The 15,900-nt window shown below is 38.3% G+C and carries 10 protein-coding genes; 3 read left to right on the top strand and 7 right to left on the bottom strand.

From position 1 onward, the window contains the following. Positions 1–183: 183 nt before the first annotated feature. The 4 genes from V6256_RS13120 to carA form a co-directional block, all read right to left on the bottom strand. The gene (locus tag V6256_RS13120) at positions 184–2,046 is read right to left on the bottom strand and encodes a PhoX family protein (protein ID WP_341598678.1); all 1,863 of its coding nucleotides are present in this window, start codon (positions 2,044–2,046) and stop codon (positions 184–186) included. A 353-nt stretch (positions 2,047–2,399) separates the two neighbouring features. Continuing rightward, positions 2,400–3,329, bottom strand: coding sequence for a patatin-like phospholipase family protein (locus V6256_RS13115; protein ID WP_341598677.1), 930 nt, complete (start codon positions 3,327–3,329; stop codon positions 2,400–2,402). A gap of 457 nt (positions 3,330–3,786) precedes the next feature. Further along, positions 3,787–7,017 carry a carbamoyl-phosphate synthase large subunit gene (gene carB / locus V6256_RS13110; RefSeq protein WP_341598676.1) on the bottom strand — a complete coding sequence of 1,077 codons (3,231 nt, stop codon included), beginning with the start codon at positions 7,015–7,017 and terminating at the stop codon, positions 3,787–3,789. An 81-nt stretch (positions 7,018–7,098) separates the two neighbouring features. Then, the gene (carA, locus tag V6256_RS13105) at positions 7,099–8,247 is read right to left on the bottom strand and encodes a glutamine-hydrolyzing carbamoyl-phosphate synthase small subunit (protein ID WP_341598675.1); all 1,149 of its coding nucleotides are present in this window, start codon (positions 8,245–8,247) and stop codon (positions 7,099–7,101) included. Positions 8,248–8,827: 580 nt separating this feature from the next. Here carA and V6256_RS13100 point away from each other — a divergent pair. Continuing rightward, complete coding sequence (locus V6256_RS13100) at positions 8,828–10,285, top strand: aminoacyl-histidine dipeptidase (protein WP_341598674.1); 1,458 nt, start codon at positions 8,828–8,830, stop codon at positions 10,283–10,285. A gap of 89 nt (positions 10,286–10,374) precedes the next feature. On the opposite strand, the gene V6256_RS13095 is transcribed toward V6256_RS13100, so the two are convergent. Beyond that, positions 10,375–10,740, bottom strand: a complete 366-nt coding sequence (locus tag V6256_RS13095; RefSeq protein ID WP_341598673.1) for a hypothetical protein — start codon at positions 10,738–10,740, stop codon at positions 10,375–10,377. 86 nt (positions 10,741–10,826) lie between these two features. Here V6256_RS13095 and V6256_RS13090 point away from each other — a divergent pair, with 86 nt between their 5' ends. Then, positions 10,827–11,630, top strand: a complete 804-nt coding sequence (locus V6256_RS13090) for a class I SAM-dependent methyltransferase (RefSeq protein WP_341598672.1) — start codon at positions 10,827–10,829, stop codon at positions 11,628–11,630. 57 nt (positions 11,631–11,687) lie between these two features. Here V6256_RS13090 and pncB read toward each other — a convergent pair whose 3' ends face one another. Together pncB and V6256_RS13080 are read right to left on the bottom strand one after the other, a co-directional pair. Continuing rightward, positions 11,688–12,908, bottom strand: a complete 1,221-nt coding sequence (gene pncB, locus V6256_RS13085; protein ID WP_341598671.1) for a nicotinate phosphoribosyltransferase — start codon at positions 12,906–12,908, stop codon at positions 11,688–11,690. Further along, positions 12,908–13,549: an isochorismatase family protein gene (locus tag V6256_RS13080; protein WP_341598670.1), complete on the bottom strand. Its 642-nt coding sequence runs from the start codon at positions 13,547–13,549 to the stop codon at positions 12,908–12,910. The genes pncB and V6256_RS13080 overlap by 1 nt, the downstream gene beginning before the upstream one ends. 385 nt (positions 13,550–13,934) lie before the next feature. Here V6256_RS13080 and V6256_RS13075 point away from each other — a divergent pair, with 385 nt between their 5' ends. Then, positions 13,935–15,317, top strand: coding sequence for a sodium-dependent transporter (locus V6256_RS13075; RefSeq protein WP_341598669.1), 1,383 nt, complete (start codon positions 13,935–13,937; stop codon positions 15,315–15,317). Positions 15,318–15,900: the final 583 nt, after the last annotated feature.

The following is a 15,900-nucleotide window of genomic DNA, read 5'->3' as shown; positions in this document are numbered from 1 at the left end:
GATTGCGTCATAGCAACTACCCCTTAACATGTAAAACTACATTACTAAAAGATAGAAGATCAATGATAATGCGTCAAAGTTTATGGGTGTCCACAGTTAAAAGAAAGTTAAAACAAAAAAGCACTAATAGTAAATCTATTAGTGCTTTTTAAAAAATATGAATTTTATCGTAATAACAATAAGTTAGCTACCGATCACACCACCATCATCTTTCGTGATCATTACAATTGTCGAGCGTGGTTTAGAGTCTCCACCAGCTGGGAAGTGGCCTGTCGGGTGTTGAATACCAACAAACATGGTTTTTTGGTCTTCAGAGAAAGTTAAACCAGTCACTTCACAACCAACGGGGCCGGTTAAGAAACGGCGTACTTCACCTGTTTCTGGGTCGCCACATAACATTTGGTTATTACCTTGTCCTGCAAAGTCACCTTTATTTGAGAAATCACCGTCTGTTTGAATCCATAAACGACCTGCATTATCAAAACCTAGGCCATCAGGACTGTTAAACATATTATCTTTATTAATGTTTGCACTACCCGCATATAAATCACCTTGATGAACCGTTGGGTTACCTGCAACTAAGTATAGATCCCACGTGAAAGTATTGCTGGTATGGTTAGCTTTAGTTGGCGCCCAACGTAGAATTTGACCGTAATGGTTTTCAGCACGCGGGTTAGGACCACCAACATCTTGGCCTTCTTTAACACCACGATTTTTATTGTTAGTCAAGGTACAGAACACATGCTTTTTATCTGGGTGAATAGCAACCCACTCTGGACGGTCCATTGTCGTTGCGCCTACTTGTGTTGCAGCGCGACGTGCGAAAATCATCACTTCAGCTTGGCTGTTAAAGCCATTTTCTTTGGTTAAGCCGTTCTTACCAAAAGTCAGCTCCAACCATTCCCCTTCGCCTTCTAGTTTCTCTGCATGCATCGCAAATTTAGCAACAAATAACGTTCCTTCTTCAAGTAATTGACGATTTGCTTGGTCATTACCTTCTCGGTATTTATTTTTAGAAACAAATTTATATAAGTGCTCACCACGCTCATCATCACCTAAATAAACCACTACATGGCCATCATCATTAACCATGATTGCAGCATTTTCATGTTTAAATCGACCTAGTGCAGTGCGTTTTAATGGTGTCGATGTTGGGTCATTTGGATCAATTTCTACAATCCAACCAAAACGATTTGGTTCATTTGGGTTTTTAGCGAGATCAAAACGCTCATCAAAATTGTGCCATTGGTATTTACTTTGCTCAGCTACAACACCGTAACGCTTATGGTCATCCGTCAATGATGCTTCATCTACAGAGCCAAAGAAGTCATCAAAGTTTTCTTCACAAGTAATGTAAGTGCCCCATGGTGTATGGCCATTAGAGCAGTTATTAAATGTACCTAATACTTTTTTACCTGTTGGATCAGCTTTTGTTTTTAATAAATCATGGCCAGCAGCAGGACCGGTTACATGCATTTCAGTATTTGCAGTAATACGGCGGTTTGCTTTGCCTGTTGGGTCCATTACCCACTTACCGTCTTTTCTTACTAACTCAACCACTGTCACACCAACGGCTGCTTGTGCTTTTTTAACATCGTCAGCAGTCATTGCTTTGCCTTGATGTGAGAATAAGAATTGGTAATTTGTATATTCATTGTTGACGGCAAGGATCACACGATCTTTTGATAATGGGAAAACACTCATACCGTCTGTGTTATCACCAAATTGCTTCATTTGTGCTTGAGAATCTTGTTTACCATCTGCATTAAATGCAGGTGCATCAAGGAAAATAGGGTCGCCCCATGACATTAGTTGACTTGTGCTATAGCCCTTAGGAACAACCACCGAATCACTCGTTGATGCTGGAATTTGCGTAAAGTTTAAAAGCTTACTATCCATACTTGCAGCAATGGCTTTTGCTACTGGGTTAACTGCTAAAAATGCACCTGCGCCAACTGCTGCTGTACCCATTAAGAAACGACGACGTGATAAACGTGCATCAATCATGCTACTAAAGTCCGTTTCTTTGTCTAATAAATCCGTCATGCTTGTTACCTTTTTCATTTATTTGTGTGGGGGGATTCAAATCGAGCTCTAGACTAAAGCAGTAAGATGACAAATTTATTACCGTCGTAAAAAACTATTCTTATTTAACATCAAGGAAAGGTTAATCCTTGTCCCTTGCTCTTTGTTATTGATTTTTAGATTTAAGAAAAATAGTGGTTAAGTGACAGCAAGTCGAATATCTAAATGGAGTGACAATCCTGAAGCATTTTTAAAAGAAAGTTTAAACCAAAGTACCTCTAGTCAAAATATACTACTCAATACCAAGCGAAAAAAGATAACAAACCTTAAAAATAATAATATAAAAAAACAATTATTTAACTTATCTCCTCCCATTAATGCATTGTAAATAATTGCGCTGATTGACTTTGTAAAAATGCCTGTCCGACTTCAACACCTAACTCATAATCAGCCATTAACGCCTTATCACTACTCCCTAAAATACGACTTGCTAATTTTGTAGGTGGAGATATTTCAATGACTTGTGCATCTTCAGGTGGTTGCTGAATAAAGTTAATCGCTTGATTATAAGCATTTTCATAACCAGTAATAATATCCAAGACTTTTGGGCATTTATTCGATTTACAGAGCAAAGATTTTAATTTTCGTGCCCATGGATAACCTACATTTCGATCTGTTGGTGCGGTGCGTAAAACAATGATTTTCTTGGCACCGCGATTATAGGCTTCTTGAATCGGAATAGGTAAAGCGACTCCTCCATCGACATAGTGATCGCTGCCAATCGCGACTCCTTTTTTATATAAATAAGGTAAAGCACTTGATGCCTTTAGCATAGTTAACCAATTACCTGCTGTAGGCTCAAGAAAAGTTGGATGAAAACCATTAAGGTTTGTCGCAGAAAAAAGTAATTGACGGTTCACTAACTGGTTCTCTGCACACTGCATATTAAGCTGATATTCAGGCTCGCTAACCCGATCAAAATACCAGTCTAGGTCCATCGCATTACGTTTAGTAAAAGAGCGTTTGATACTAAAAAAGTCAGAGTGTCGTGATAACTGCATAATTGATCTTTTAGCATGACCTAACTGACGAGTCATATAAGTTGATAGATTTTGTGCGCCAGCTGAGGTGCCGATTAAAATAGAAAAAGGATTAAAATCTTGCGCTAACCAGCTATCTAATACCCCAGCTGTAAAAATACCACGTTGCCCACCACCTTCAACAACAAGGGCCGTTTCTTTGATAGGCTGACTTGCTTTGCAGTTAGGTATATTAGTAATTGATGGTACTGTTCGTTGGCTCATTTGATGTCCCTATTAAATTTTCGTCTAATATACGAAGATTTATTAAATAGGTAAAATCGTTTTAATTTAACTTATTGATAGTTATTTGTTATTTAAAAAATAATATAGGACCGCATTAAACAAGAAACATCGTAATCTCCCCCTCTATTTCAATATGAGTAGGCTATAAATACGTATTAAATTCATTAATAAAGAAGCTATGAGTACTATTATTCAGGGACGATAAATGCAGCGATGCTTGCTATTTTTAATGAAACAGGGGCTCAAATAACAGAAGCTAAAAAAGCTGAAAATGAGATTGTTGATACTAAATACGAAGCGCAAAAAACTAAATGATCATCCTCACGAAGATATTCCTTCTATAAGCAATTGGTGTCATTTTAAATAAAAAAAGCCACTCAATTGAGTGGCTTTATATTAGTTACTTAACCTAGCTTATTGGTTATCAACTTAATGATTAACCTTTAATGCGATTATGTAACTCTTGTACTGAACTTACTGTTGCTTCTTCTGCTGTTGGGTCAGCAGTGTGAGCACGACAAGTTGCAAATGCACCGTTTAGCGTTGTTGTGTAGTTTACTTTGTAACGTAATGCTGCACGACGTAGCTGACGTGAATCTTCAATTGAGATACGCCCTTCTGTTGTGTTCACAATGTATTTGTATTCACTATTTTTAACACGGTCAAGAATATGTGGACGACCTTCGCTCACTTTATTCACAAGGCGAGCATTAATGCCTGCATCTTGTAACACGATCATAGTGCCGTGCGTAGCGTCAAGTTCAAAACCTAAATCCAACATTGTTTGTGCTAGTTTAGCAACACGCTTCTTATCACTGTTACGAACAGAGATTAAAGCACGACCAATTGCAGGCACTTCTTTCGTTGAACCTAATTCAGCTTTTGCATACGCTTCAGCAAAGGTAACACCTGCACCCATTACTTCACCTGTTGAACGCATCTCAGGACCTAAAATTGGATCAGAACCTGGGAATTTGTTAAACGGTAATACAACTTCTTTTACAGAGTAGTACGGTGGAATAACTTCTTCAGTCACACCAAGTTCTTTCAGTGTTTTACCCGCCATTACGCTTGCGCCGATTTTAGCAATAGGCACACTTGTCGCTTTAGATACAAACGGTACTGTACGAGCAGCACGTGGATTTACTTCAATCATGTAAATCTCATTATCTTTAACAGCAAGCTGTGTATTCATTAGACCAACCACACCTAGTTCCAATGCTAATGCTTTGATGTAACCGCGCATTTCGTCTTGGATTTCAGTACTTAGTGTGTAAGCAGGTAATGAACATGCAGAGTCACCAGAGTGAACACCAGCTTGTTCGATATGCTCCATGATGCCACCGATAACAACATCAGTACCGTCACAAATCGCATCGATATCTACTTCAACTGCATCATCTAGGAAACGGTCAAGTAATACAGGTGATTCGTTAGAAACACTTACCGCTTCTTTAAAGTAACGACGTAAATCTTGCTCGTCATATACTATTTCCATCGCACGGCCACCTAGTACATACGAAGGACGTACTACTAATGGGTATCCGATACGTGTTGCTGACGTAACCGCTTGTTCAAGCGTAGTAACAGTATCGTTTTCTGGTTGTTTAAGGCCTAGACGCTCAACCACTTGTTGGAAACGCTCACGGTCTTCTGCACGGTCAATCGCTTCTGGTGAAGTACCAATGATTGGCACGCCAGCTGCTTCCAGTGCACGTGCTAATTTAAGTGGCGTTTGGCCACCGTATTGCACGATAACGCCTTTCGGGTTCTCAACACGTACGATTTCAAGTACATCTTCCAATGTAATTGATTCGAAGTATAAACGGTCAGATGTATCGTAATCCGTTGAAACAGTTTCAGGGTTACAGTTCACCATGATTGTTTCATAACCATCTGCACGCATTGCCATCGCAGCATGTACACAACAGTAATCGAACTCAATACCTTGACCAATACGGTTAGGACCACCACCGATGATCATGATTTTATCATTATCACTTGGGTTTGCTTCACACTCTTCATCGTAGGTTGAGTACATGTAAGCCGTATCAGATGAGAACTCTGCAGCACAAGTATCAACACGTTTGTAAACTGGGTGCAATGCAAATTTTTCACGTAGTTTACGTACTTCAATTTCCGATGCACCAATCACAGAAGCGATGCGGCTATCAGCAAAACCTTTACGTTTTAGTTTACGCAGTGAATCAGCATCTAATGAGCGTAAACCGCCTTGCGCTAGTTTTTTCTCTTCGTTGATTAGATCTTCGATTTGAACTAGGAACCAGTTGTCGATTTTAGTGATTTCATGCACTTCTTCCATCGTCATGCCTAGGCGGAATGCATCACCGATGTACCAAATACGTTCCGCACCAGCTTCACGTAATTCGTATAATACTTTTTCTTTTGCATCATCAGCGTTTAAATCAACCATCGGGCTGAAACCGTCTGCACCAACTTCTAATCCACGAAGTGCTTTTTGTAACGACTCTTGTTGGTTACGGCCAATTGCCATTACTTCACCAACTGATTTCATTTGCGTGGTCAAACGATCGTTTGAGTTAGCAAACTTTTCAAAGTTAAAACGTGGAATCTTAGTTACAACGTAATCAATTGTTGGTTCAAATGATGCTGGTGTCTTACCGCCAGTGATATCATTTTGTAATTCATCAAGCGTGTAACCAATCGCTAATTTAGCAGCGATTTTAGCAATCGGGAAACCCGTTGCTTTTGATGCCAGTGCAGAAGAACGAGATACACGAGGGTTCATCTCGATTAATACCATACGGCCATCTTCAGGGTTAATACCAAACTGTACGTTTGAACCACCTGTTTCAACACCAATTTCACGTAATACTGCTAAAGAAGCGTTACGCATTAGTTGGTATTCTTTATCTGTTAACGTTTGTGCTGGTGCAACCGTGATAGAGTCACCTGTATGAATCCCCATTGGGTCGAAGTTTTCAATCGCACATACAATGATACAGTTATCATTTTTGTCACGAACCACTTCCATTTCATACTCTTTCCAACCGATAAGTGATTCATCAATCAATAGTTCGTTAGTTGGAGAAAGGTCTAAGCCGTTTGAACAAATGTCGTCAAACTCTTCTTGGTTGTACGCGATACCGCCGCCCGTTCCACCCATGGTGAAAGATGGACGAATAATACAAGGGAAACCGACCATGTCTAAAACACCGTAAGCTTCTTCCATGCTATGTGCGATACCTGCACGAGGACATTCAAGTCCAATTTTCTTCATTGCTGCATCAAAACGACTACGGTCTTCAGCTTTATCAATTGCGTCAGCTGTAGCACCAATCATTTCAACGTTGTATTTTTCTAGTACGCCTTTTTCTTCAAGCTCTAGAGCACAGTTAAGTGCTGTTTGACCACCCATTGTTGGTAATACTGCACATGGGCGTTCTTTTGCGATAATTTTTTCTACTACTTCCCAGTGAATTGGTTCAATGTAAGTTGCATCGGCCATTTCTGGATCGGTCATGATAGTAGCTGGGTTAGAGTTTACTAGTACGACACGGTACCCTTCTTCTCTCAGTGCTTTACAAGCTTGTGCACCTGAGTAGTCAAATTCACAAGCTTGGCCAATTACGATTGGGCCTGCACCAATGATTAGGATAGTTTTTAAGTCATTACGTTTTGGCATCTGAAATTACCTTTCTATATCTGTTCAATGTATTCGAAAATATTCGAAACAAGGTTATCCGGTTTAACTAAGCGCGGTTCACTAAGCGTTTTTGTACTGTTCAATCAATTCAATGAAGTGATCAAATAGCGGTGCTGCATCATGTGGACCTGGACTAGCTTCTGGGTGACCCTGGAAACTAAATGCCGCTTTATCAGTGCGATGAATACCTTGTAATGATCCATCAAACAATGAAACATGCGTTGCACGTAAATTTGCTGGTAATGTTGCTTCATCAGCTGCAAAACCATGGTTTTGACTAGTAATCATAACCACATCACGCTCTAAGTCTTTCACTGGGTGGTTCGCACCGTGGTGACCAAACTTCATTTTCACTGTTTTTGCACCACTTGCTAATGCAAGTAACTGGTGGCCTAAACAGATACCAAATACTGGAATATCAGTTTTTAAAATTTCTTGAATCGCTTCAATAGCATAGGTACATGGTTCTGGGTCACCAGGGCCATTTGACAGGAAGATACCATCAGGATTCATTGCAAGTACTTCAGCGGCTGGTGTTTGCGCTGGTACAACTGTTAACTTACAGTCACGGTCAGCTAACATACGTAAGATATTGCGTTTTACACCGTAGTCATAAGCGACTACGTGGTATTTGCAATCTGTCTTCGGCTTAGGTAAGCCACCTGTTAGCGTCCAACTACCTTCAGACCATTCAAAAGATTCTGCTGTTGTCACTTCTTTTGCTAAGTCCATTCCTTTTAAACCAGGAAAAGCTTTAGCTTGTGCTAATGCAGATGCTTCGTCGATATTCTCACCAGCAATGATACAGCCAGCTTGCGCACCCTTCTCACGTAAAATACGTGTTAGTTTACGTGTATCAATGTCAGCAATACCAACCACATTACGTGATGCTAAGTATTCGCTTAAAGACGCTTGATTACGGAAGTTGCTTGCTAGGAGAGGTAAATCACGGATAACTAGTCCACAAGCATGAATTGCTGGGGATTCTTCATCTTCTTGGTTGGTGCCGGTGTTGCCGATGTGGGGATAAGTGAGTGTTACGATTTGTCTTGCGTAGGATGGATCAGTTAGGATTTCTTGGTAGCCGGTCATTGACGTATTAAAAACAACCTCACCAACAGAACTCCCATCAGCGCCAATTGATACGCCTTTAAAGACAGTCCCATCTTCCAACACCAGTATGGCAGAATGACTCAAGTTAACCTCCATAAATAAAACAAATAAATAAAAATTTATATAATCTGAGTGAGGCCATGCAGAGCATTTTTTCACCAGAAAATAGTAAAATTTGGCAAATTCCGTGCATTTTATAGATCTTAAGCCCAATTGACCAATCAAATTTTATATTTTTATGAAAAAAATGATAAAGAATCTTGCTAAGTGAACTAAACGCGATTTATTTTAGCAAATGCCAACAAATATCGCATCTCAAGTTTATTGACTGAAACGTAAATGATAGTAATTATTAATGATAAAAACGATAATAAAGCGTAACATCAATATTCACAGTAGAGATCATTAAATAACTTCGTAACCATATGATTTTAAAGAAGACACTTTAATCTATACTTAATTTTCTGGTAATATGAAGGCGATCAAAATCAACGTGACAACTCCTAGGAATGCAGCAAACTTATATGCTAGGTTAGTATTTTATTTCGAGTTAACAACTTCTGAAAAAATCAGGCCCTGGATGCCTTGATATTGAGTAAACCTAGCAAACAGAAGATAGCAGTCAAACTAAGCAAAACTAGAATTATTTTTCTTTTAAGCAGTAAAAGGTCTATTTATGCAACAATTACAATCACTTCACTCCGCACCTATCTGGGTTTTTTTTGAAAAGATATGCGCAATACCTCATCCTTCTAAGCATGAAGACCAATTAAGAAATTGGATCATTAATTGGGCAGCAGAAAAAAATATAAGCTGTATAAAAGACAAAAAAGGCAACTTAATACTCAAAAAACCAGCGTCCATCGGTTTTGAAAGTAAAACAGGCGTTATTTTACAATGTCACCTGGATATGGTGCCTCAAAAAAATAATGATAAAAGCCATGATTTTTTAACCGATCCTATAACAACTATTATTGATGGTGAATGGTTACGTGCAGATAACACAACGTTAGGTGCAGATAATGGTATTGGCATGGCATCTTGTTTGGCTATCTTAGATGATGACACTCTGCAACACGGCCCTATTGAAGTATTAATGACCAGTGATGAAGAAACCGGCATGGTGGGTGCTTTTGCGTTAGAAACAAATCAATTAGAAGGCAAAATATTAATTAATACTGATTCAGAGCAAGAAGGTGAACTTTATGTTGGTTGCGCTGGCGGTATTAATGTCAATGTACTTTTACCTTATGAAAAGATGGAACCTGATATCACAGATGGTGCATTTGAGATCACTATTTCAGGATTAAAAGGCGGCCACTCAGGTGTTGATATTAACTTAGGCCGAGCCAATGCGGTTAAAGAATTGGCTACCGTACTTAACAACTTAGATGCAACCCCTTTCCTTATTTCTTCTTTCACTGGTGGCAGTTTACGTAACGCCATTCCTCGAGAAGCAAAAGCGGTGATCGTATGTGACCCTCAGTATAAAAACAGTATTGAAACAGTCATTAATACTCTACAAATCAGTCTAAGCGATAAATATAAAGAAACAGACAGCCAGCTCACTTTATCTATACAAGCCTGTGATTTACCAAGCTCTATGTTAACCCATCACAGTCACGATGATTTATTAAATGCTATTTCACTGTGTGAAAATGGCATTGTCGCTATGGATGACAATTTCCCAAATGTAGTAGAAACATCAAGTAATTTAGGGGTGATAAAACAACAAAGTGATCCTAACAACCAGTTCTTCATTCAGGTATTAGTGCGCTCTCAAATAGAAGAAGACAAATTGCAACATGCCAACCTACTTGCAGAGCATTTCAAAAAATACAGCGGTCGCGTAACACTAGAGGGCAACTACCCTGGTTGGAAGCCTAACAAGGATTCAACCGTATATAGTGTGATGGATACACAATACCAAACTCTTTTTGGTGCTAAACCAAAAGCAATGGTGATTCATGCAGGATTAGAATGCGGCCTATTCTGCAATAAGTATCCTGACTGGGATATGATTTCATGCGGTCCGACGATTAAATTCCCACACAGTCCTGATGAGAAAGTAGAGATTGCATCCGTGGATAAATATTGGTCACTATTAAAAGCAACATTACAGGCGATAGATTAGTAACAAACTCGCTGTTTAATATAATAAAGTCACATGAATAGCTTAATGTAGCTATTCATGTGTGTATTTTAGTTGTTTATAGCTGGTGATTATTCTAAATCAATCATGCGAATTGCTTTTTGTAATGCATCGTAACGTATTTGTAGTGCTTGCTTTTGCGGTTGCGCTTGTTGAACACTTAATTGACTTTCTACCCCGCTCGATACCTGTACTAACCAACCTCTGACCATCAGATAATAACGCGTGTCTGTTCCGTATTGTTGAATAATATTAAGTGATTTTTCATTCTCAGGTGTTTTTATTGCCTGTTGTAGTTGCTCTACCATCTGCCCTAGTTGTATCTGTTGCTGTGTTTTGAGATCGACAGCCTCCACACTACTATCACTTACTTTAAAAATACCAATAATCAGTAAAGCGAATAAGCCAATAATGATGACCGTGTTTCTTAATTTCATTAATATTCTCCCAGTGAATAGTTGCATAATTTGTTACTCAGTTTGTTATACTGCGCGCGATTTTTAGCATAGGAATATAACCACAGATGATCATTGATAAAACATGGCGTGTACTAACAATAGGTGATGGCGATTTATCGTTTTCAGCTTCCCTTTTAACGCATCACACACCTGCAGCTTTAACTGCGACCGTATTAGATACACGTGATACCCTATTAGGCAAGTATGCTCATAATGATTATCAAACATTATTACAACAAGACTGCCCTGTGTTGTGCAGTTTTGACATAACCGATCCTAGTTCATGGTCGCAATTAGCGATGCACTCATTCGACCTTGTTATATTCCAATTCCCGTTAATTCCAGCCTTTAAGTCACATGATGAATTTAAAGAAAAATGCAAAGAAGTGCATATTAACACCTTAAATCGACAATTATTACGTACTTTTTTAATCCACTCTTTCAAACACTTCTTAGATCCAAATGGCGCGAGGTTATGCTATATCACCTCAAAGGATGTTAAACCTTATAAAGAATGGAATATTGAAAATGCACTTAATATGCGAACAGAAATAGATTATCTAGGTTGGCACAATTTTGATATTAACCTATTTCCAGGCTATAAAGTACGCAATGTAGACCGCGATAAACATGTAAAGGATACAAAAGGCATTACCTATGTTTGGAGTGACAATAAACAACATAGCTTAAAAGCACAGTTAAATGCCGCACTGTATCAGGATGCAAATAGTTGTTCGTTATGTGCAACAGGTCCTTACAATAGTGAAGAAGAGAAACAAAAACACTTTGCAACTAAAAAACACCTCAATATGTTGAATTACGAAGCGATGTGGGAATTGCTATTAGATAGAGAAAGCGAACAGGCTTAGATCATCAAAAAAGCGAACAGGCTTAGATCATCAAACCTGCTCTATCAATTAATACTTTTATTTAGACACTTGTACTTTGCTTGGATCAATACCGTACTGCGTCGCTAAATATTGAAGATAACCTAAATCTTCACACATGCTTTTACCAGGTTCATCGGATATTTTAGCAACCGGTTTACCATTAACGGTGACCATTTTAATCACAATACTTAAAGGTACATTACCCACATCGTTCATTAAGTTTGTGCCGATACCAAAGGACACTTTAATCCGCCCTTTAAAGCGATTCCAGATTTCTATCATGCGTGGGAAATCTAATGAATCGCTAAACACTAAGGTTTTTTCAAGGGGCTCTATATCCATACTTTGATATAATTTAATGGCCTTTTCACCCCATTCAAATGGGCAACCACTATCATGACGTAATCCATCGTATAACTTACCAAAGTAAGGATCTGCAAAATCACGCATAAACGAATCCATTGAGTAGCAATCGGTCAATGCTATTCCCAATCGACCGCGATATTCTTGTACCCAACCTTCTAATGCGGCTTTTTGTGCTTCGGCTAATCGCGTCACTGCTTGCCAACTTTGGAACCATTCGTGAGCCATGGTACCCATTGCCGGTAAATCTAATGTTCTCGCAAAGTTAACACAGCTTGTGCCTAAAAATGAATTAGGTAATTCTTCTTTTAAGGTTTTTAATACTTCTTCTTGCCAATCTTTACTTGCACGTCGTCGAGTACCGAAATCAATAAATGTAAGACCAGTTGAGTCTTCGAGTGATTTGAATAACGCAATTTTTGAAGCAAGTTTTTCACGCGCAACAAACAGATCAAAACCACCGCAGTTAATATAGGTATGTAATTCACTGATAATCGCTAATGCATAAATTTCAAATAAACTTACGTGCATCAACGGTCCATCAAAGCGTAGGCTAATATTTTCACCGTCAGAATGGAGATGAACAAACTTCATGTTAAGCTTGAAAATGCGTAAAAACTCAATGAAGTCAGGTTTAATAAAAGACATTTTGGCGAGGTAATCTAACTCTTCATCGGTAAATGATAAAGTACAAAGATGCTCTAGTTGGCGTTGTAAGTCAGGAATTAAGGTGGTGAGGTCTAACCCTTTTTTGTTTCTACAAGCAAACTTCCACTGGACATTTACTAATCGAAATTCAGCGGTATGATAAAAAGCTTGTAACATACTAATTTTATAAAAATCGATATCCATCAGGCTATCAATTAGCCAACGATCTATTTTAGTATCACTCATTAACACTCCAACTCTTGGCTACTTTTAATCATTTTTGCTCCTGCATTTTGCATTTCTTGAATCGCTTTTTCGGTTGTTTCATTATCAACACCGCGACAAGCCGCTAAATTTACTAGTACTTGTACATTCGCGTTGCATAACTGTAAAACTGTTGTTTTGACACAATAATCGGTGGCTAATCCGCCAACAATCACTAACTCTATCTGGTGCGCAACTAACCACTCAAGGACACCAGTACTTTCTTGGTCTGATAAGTCATGATAACAAGCGCCATAAGGATGTTTGAGAGGATCAATTCCTTTTTCAACTACCAAGTCATAACTTGATTCACTCGGCAAGCCAGGAATTAAGGTGTTTCCTTTAGTACCAACTACACAGTGAGCAGGCCATTTAATATCTAAATTCGGATGGTCACCTTCCACGGGTGTCATAATCTGTTCTGGTGAAGTTGCTATCCAAGGTGCTTGCTCTGGGTGACAATCTTTACTAACCAGCCTATATTGAGCAAAAGCAGCTTGTGCATTTAGCTCATCAACGATCAAGTCACCTTCTGTTATTGGCAATTCATCGGGACAAATTGGCGTGAAACCACATTGTGGATCAACATCAAAGCTAACCGTTTTAGACTTTTTAATTTTCATTATATTGTTCCTATTTTCTTTGGAAAATAAAACTTATGGTAAATAAACAAACTTAAAACCAGTAGAATACCCCGCATTGGCATAAAATGTTAATAAAGTTTGTTGGAATTGTATTTTAAAGCCTTGTTATGGATTAGCCCTATAAAATCAAGGGCCATAGTAAGGGTTATTTGGTTTGTTATTGCTCAATTATTAACACTCAGTTTAACTTTTTAATTGTCGATTACACCGATTTTCTCTAAAAACACCACATTTTTATATTGTAAGTTAATTTTATATAGCCTATTACACTAACTTTTATTATCCTTAAGAGCTTATTATTTTATTAGCTACATTGTATAACTCACCGATAGATATATCTGTGCCAAAAAAATCAAGGATTTACATGAATACTGATACTCAGGTTTCAAATCGATGGTCAAGTCGATACGCATACATTCTAGCAGCCACTGGCGCGGCTGTTGGATTAGGTAATATATGGAAATTTCCTTACATCATGGGTGAAAATGGCGGTGGTGCGTTTGTACTAGTATACCTATTATGTATATTGCTGATCGGTATCCCTGTCATGATGGCTGAAGTGATCATCGGTAAACGTGGTCGTTCAACACCTGCGAATGCTCTTGCTCACGTTGCGAAAGAGTCAGGCCGCTCTTCTCATTGGTCTTTAATTGGGACAATTGGTGTTATCGCTGGTTTCCTTATTTTAAGTTTTTATGCTGTTATTGCTGGTTGGGCTGCTGCTTATGTATTTTTTGCAGGCGCCGGTGAATTTAGCGCCGCAGCTGCAACACCTGCAACTAATGCACAAGTAATTGGTGACTTATTCAGCGAATTAATTACTAGCGTACCGCAATTAATTATTTGGACAACAGGACTACTTATTGCCGCAGTTTACGTTATTTCTCGTGGTGTAAAAAATGGCTTAGAAACAGCGATTACTTACTTAATGCCTGCATTATTAATTTTGCTTGTTGGCATTATGCTTTACTCTGCTGCAGTCGGTGATTTTGCTGCTGCCTTTGCATTTATGTTCCACGTTGATTTTTCTCAATTAACGATCGAAGGTATTTTAACTGCACTAGGTCATGCATTCTTCACGCTCAGTTTAGCAATGGGTATTATGATGATGTACGGCGCTTATTTACCTAAAGGTATTTCAATCGTTAAAACGTCTATTACGATTGCTATTGCTGATACTATTGTTGCCTTAATTGCTGGTTTAGCTATTTACCCAATTGTATTTGCTAATGGTTTAGAGCCAAGTGCTGGACCTGGTTTATTATTCCAGTCACTTCCACTTGCCTTTGGTTCAATGCCGTTTGGTGATGTCGTTGGTACGTTATTCTTTATCATGATCGTATTTGCAGCATTTACTTCGGTTATCGCATTGTTAGAATCGCCAACTGCTTACTTAGTAGAACGTCAAAATGTGAGCCGTACAACTGCAGCCGTTATTGCTGGTGTAGGTATTTGGATTTTAAGTCTACTATCAATTTACTCATTCTCTGGTGCTGCATGGACTAAACTAGATTTTGGAATGGGTGGCGATATCTTTGAATTCTTAGATTACATTACTGCAAATATTCTATTACCATTAGGTGGTATATTCATTTCTATATTTGCCGGGTGGATGATCAAACCAGAGATTCTAAAAGAAGAGTTAAACTTATCTTACAGTGCCTTTAATATCGTACAGTTATTATTAAGATACGTTGCACCAATCGGTATTTTAATTGTATTTATTAATGCAATTGGGCTGTTTTAAATAGACAGGCTATAAACTCTCTTAACCGGGTCGTTTAAATTAACCATTAAAAAAGCAACTCATTGAGTTGCTTTTTTTTGTGTTTACTAACCCCCTACTTAAGAAACAACATCAACTAACGGATTGCATTGATCATTTTAATGTCGTTTTTCTATCTGTGTTAATGAGATTTTTAGGAATTTAAATTCGCTTAAGTATAATACCAATCTAAGTAAAAACATGATCTAATTGGTTTGTCTATTACAATTAAAGTGACTTAAGATAGAGCATATAAAAAAGACAGATTTTTAAAGTACTTGCCCGTAAGCAAACTTCATTACAAATGAAAATACGCTTACTGGCTTTAGCACATTTTCAAGATGGCCATTCACGAATCCAATTGCTCAGTTCCTAAAAGTGAGTAGAACTAGCGTTAATAAATAGGTGAGTAACTATCTAAGCGGAGTAGTATTGACGTTCGCTTCGAGGCGGTGACTTTAGTCTCCCTGCCTGCATCAAAGTAAAAACCAAAACAAACTTCATCTAAGTAAAATGCTAAAAGGTAACGAGCGAAGTGTGATCTTTTGTTCATTGCATCTGCAAG

Source organism: Psychromonas aquatilis (assembly GCF_038155185.1).
Taxonomy (GTDB): domain Bacteria; phylum Pseudomonadota; class Gammaproteobacteria; order Enterobacterales; family Psychromonadaceae; genus Psychromonas; species Psychromonas aquatilis.
This window is presented reverse-complemented; position numbering and strand designations above follow the sequence as displayed.

Bases quoted from the DNA above. Each gene is read 5' to 3' on its own strand.
- V6256_RS13120 (WP_341598678.1), bottom strand. From the start codon at position 2,046: ATGACGGATTTATTAGACAAAGAAACGGACTTTAGTAGCATGATTGAT.
- V6256_RS13115 (WP_341598677.1), bottom strand. From the start codon at position 3,329: ATGAGCCAACGAACAGTACCATCAATTACTAATATACCTAACTGCAAA.
- carB (WP_341598676.1), bottom strand. From the start codon at position 7,017: ATGCCAAAACGTAATGACTTAAAAACTATCCTAATCATTGGTGCAGGC.
- carA (WP_341598675.1), bottom strand. From the start codon at position 8,247: ATGGAGGTTAACTTGAGTCATTCTGCCATACTGGTGTTGGAAGATGGG.
- V6256_RS13100 (WP_341598674.1), top strand. From the start codon at position 8,828: ATGCAACAATTACAATCACTTCACTCCGCACCTATCTGGGTTTTTTTT.
- V6256_RS13095 (WP_341598673.1), bottom strand. From the start codon at position 10,740: ATGAAATTAAGAAACACGGTCATCATTATTGGCTTATTCGCTTTACTG.
- V6256_RS13090 (WP_341598672.1), top strand. From the start codon at position 10,827: ATGATCATTGATAAAACATGGCGTGTACTAACAATAGGTGATGGCGAT.
- pncB (WP_341598671.1), bottom strand. From the start codon at position 12,908: ATGAGTGATACTAAAATAGATCGTTGGCTAATTGATAGCCTGATGGAT.
- V6256_RS13080 (WP_341598670.1), bottom strand. From the start codon at position 13,549: ATGAAAATTAAAAAGTCTAAAACGGTTAGCTTTGATGTTGATCCACAA.
- V6256_RS13075 (WP_341598669.1), top strand. From the start codon at position 13,935: ATGAATACTGATACTCAGGTTTCAAATCGATGGTCAAGTCGATACGCA.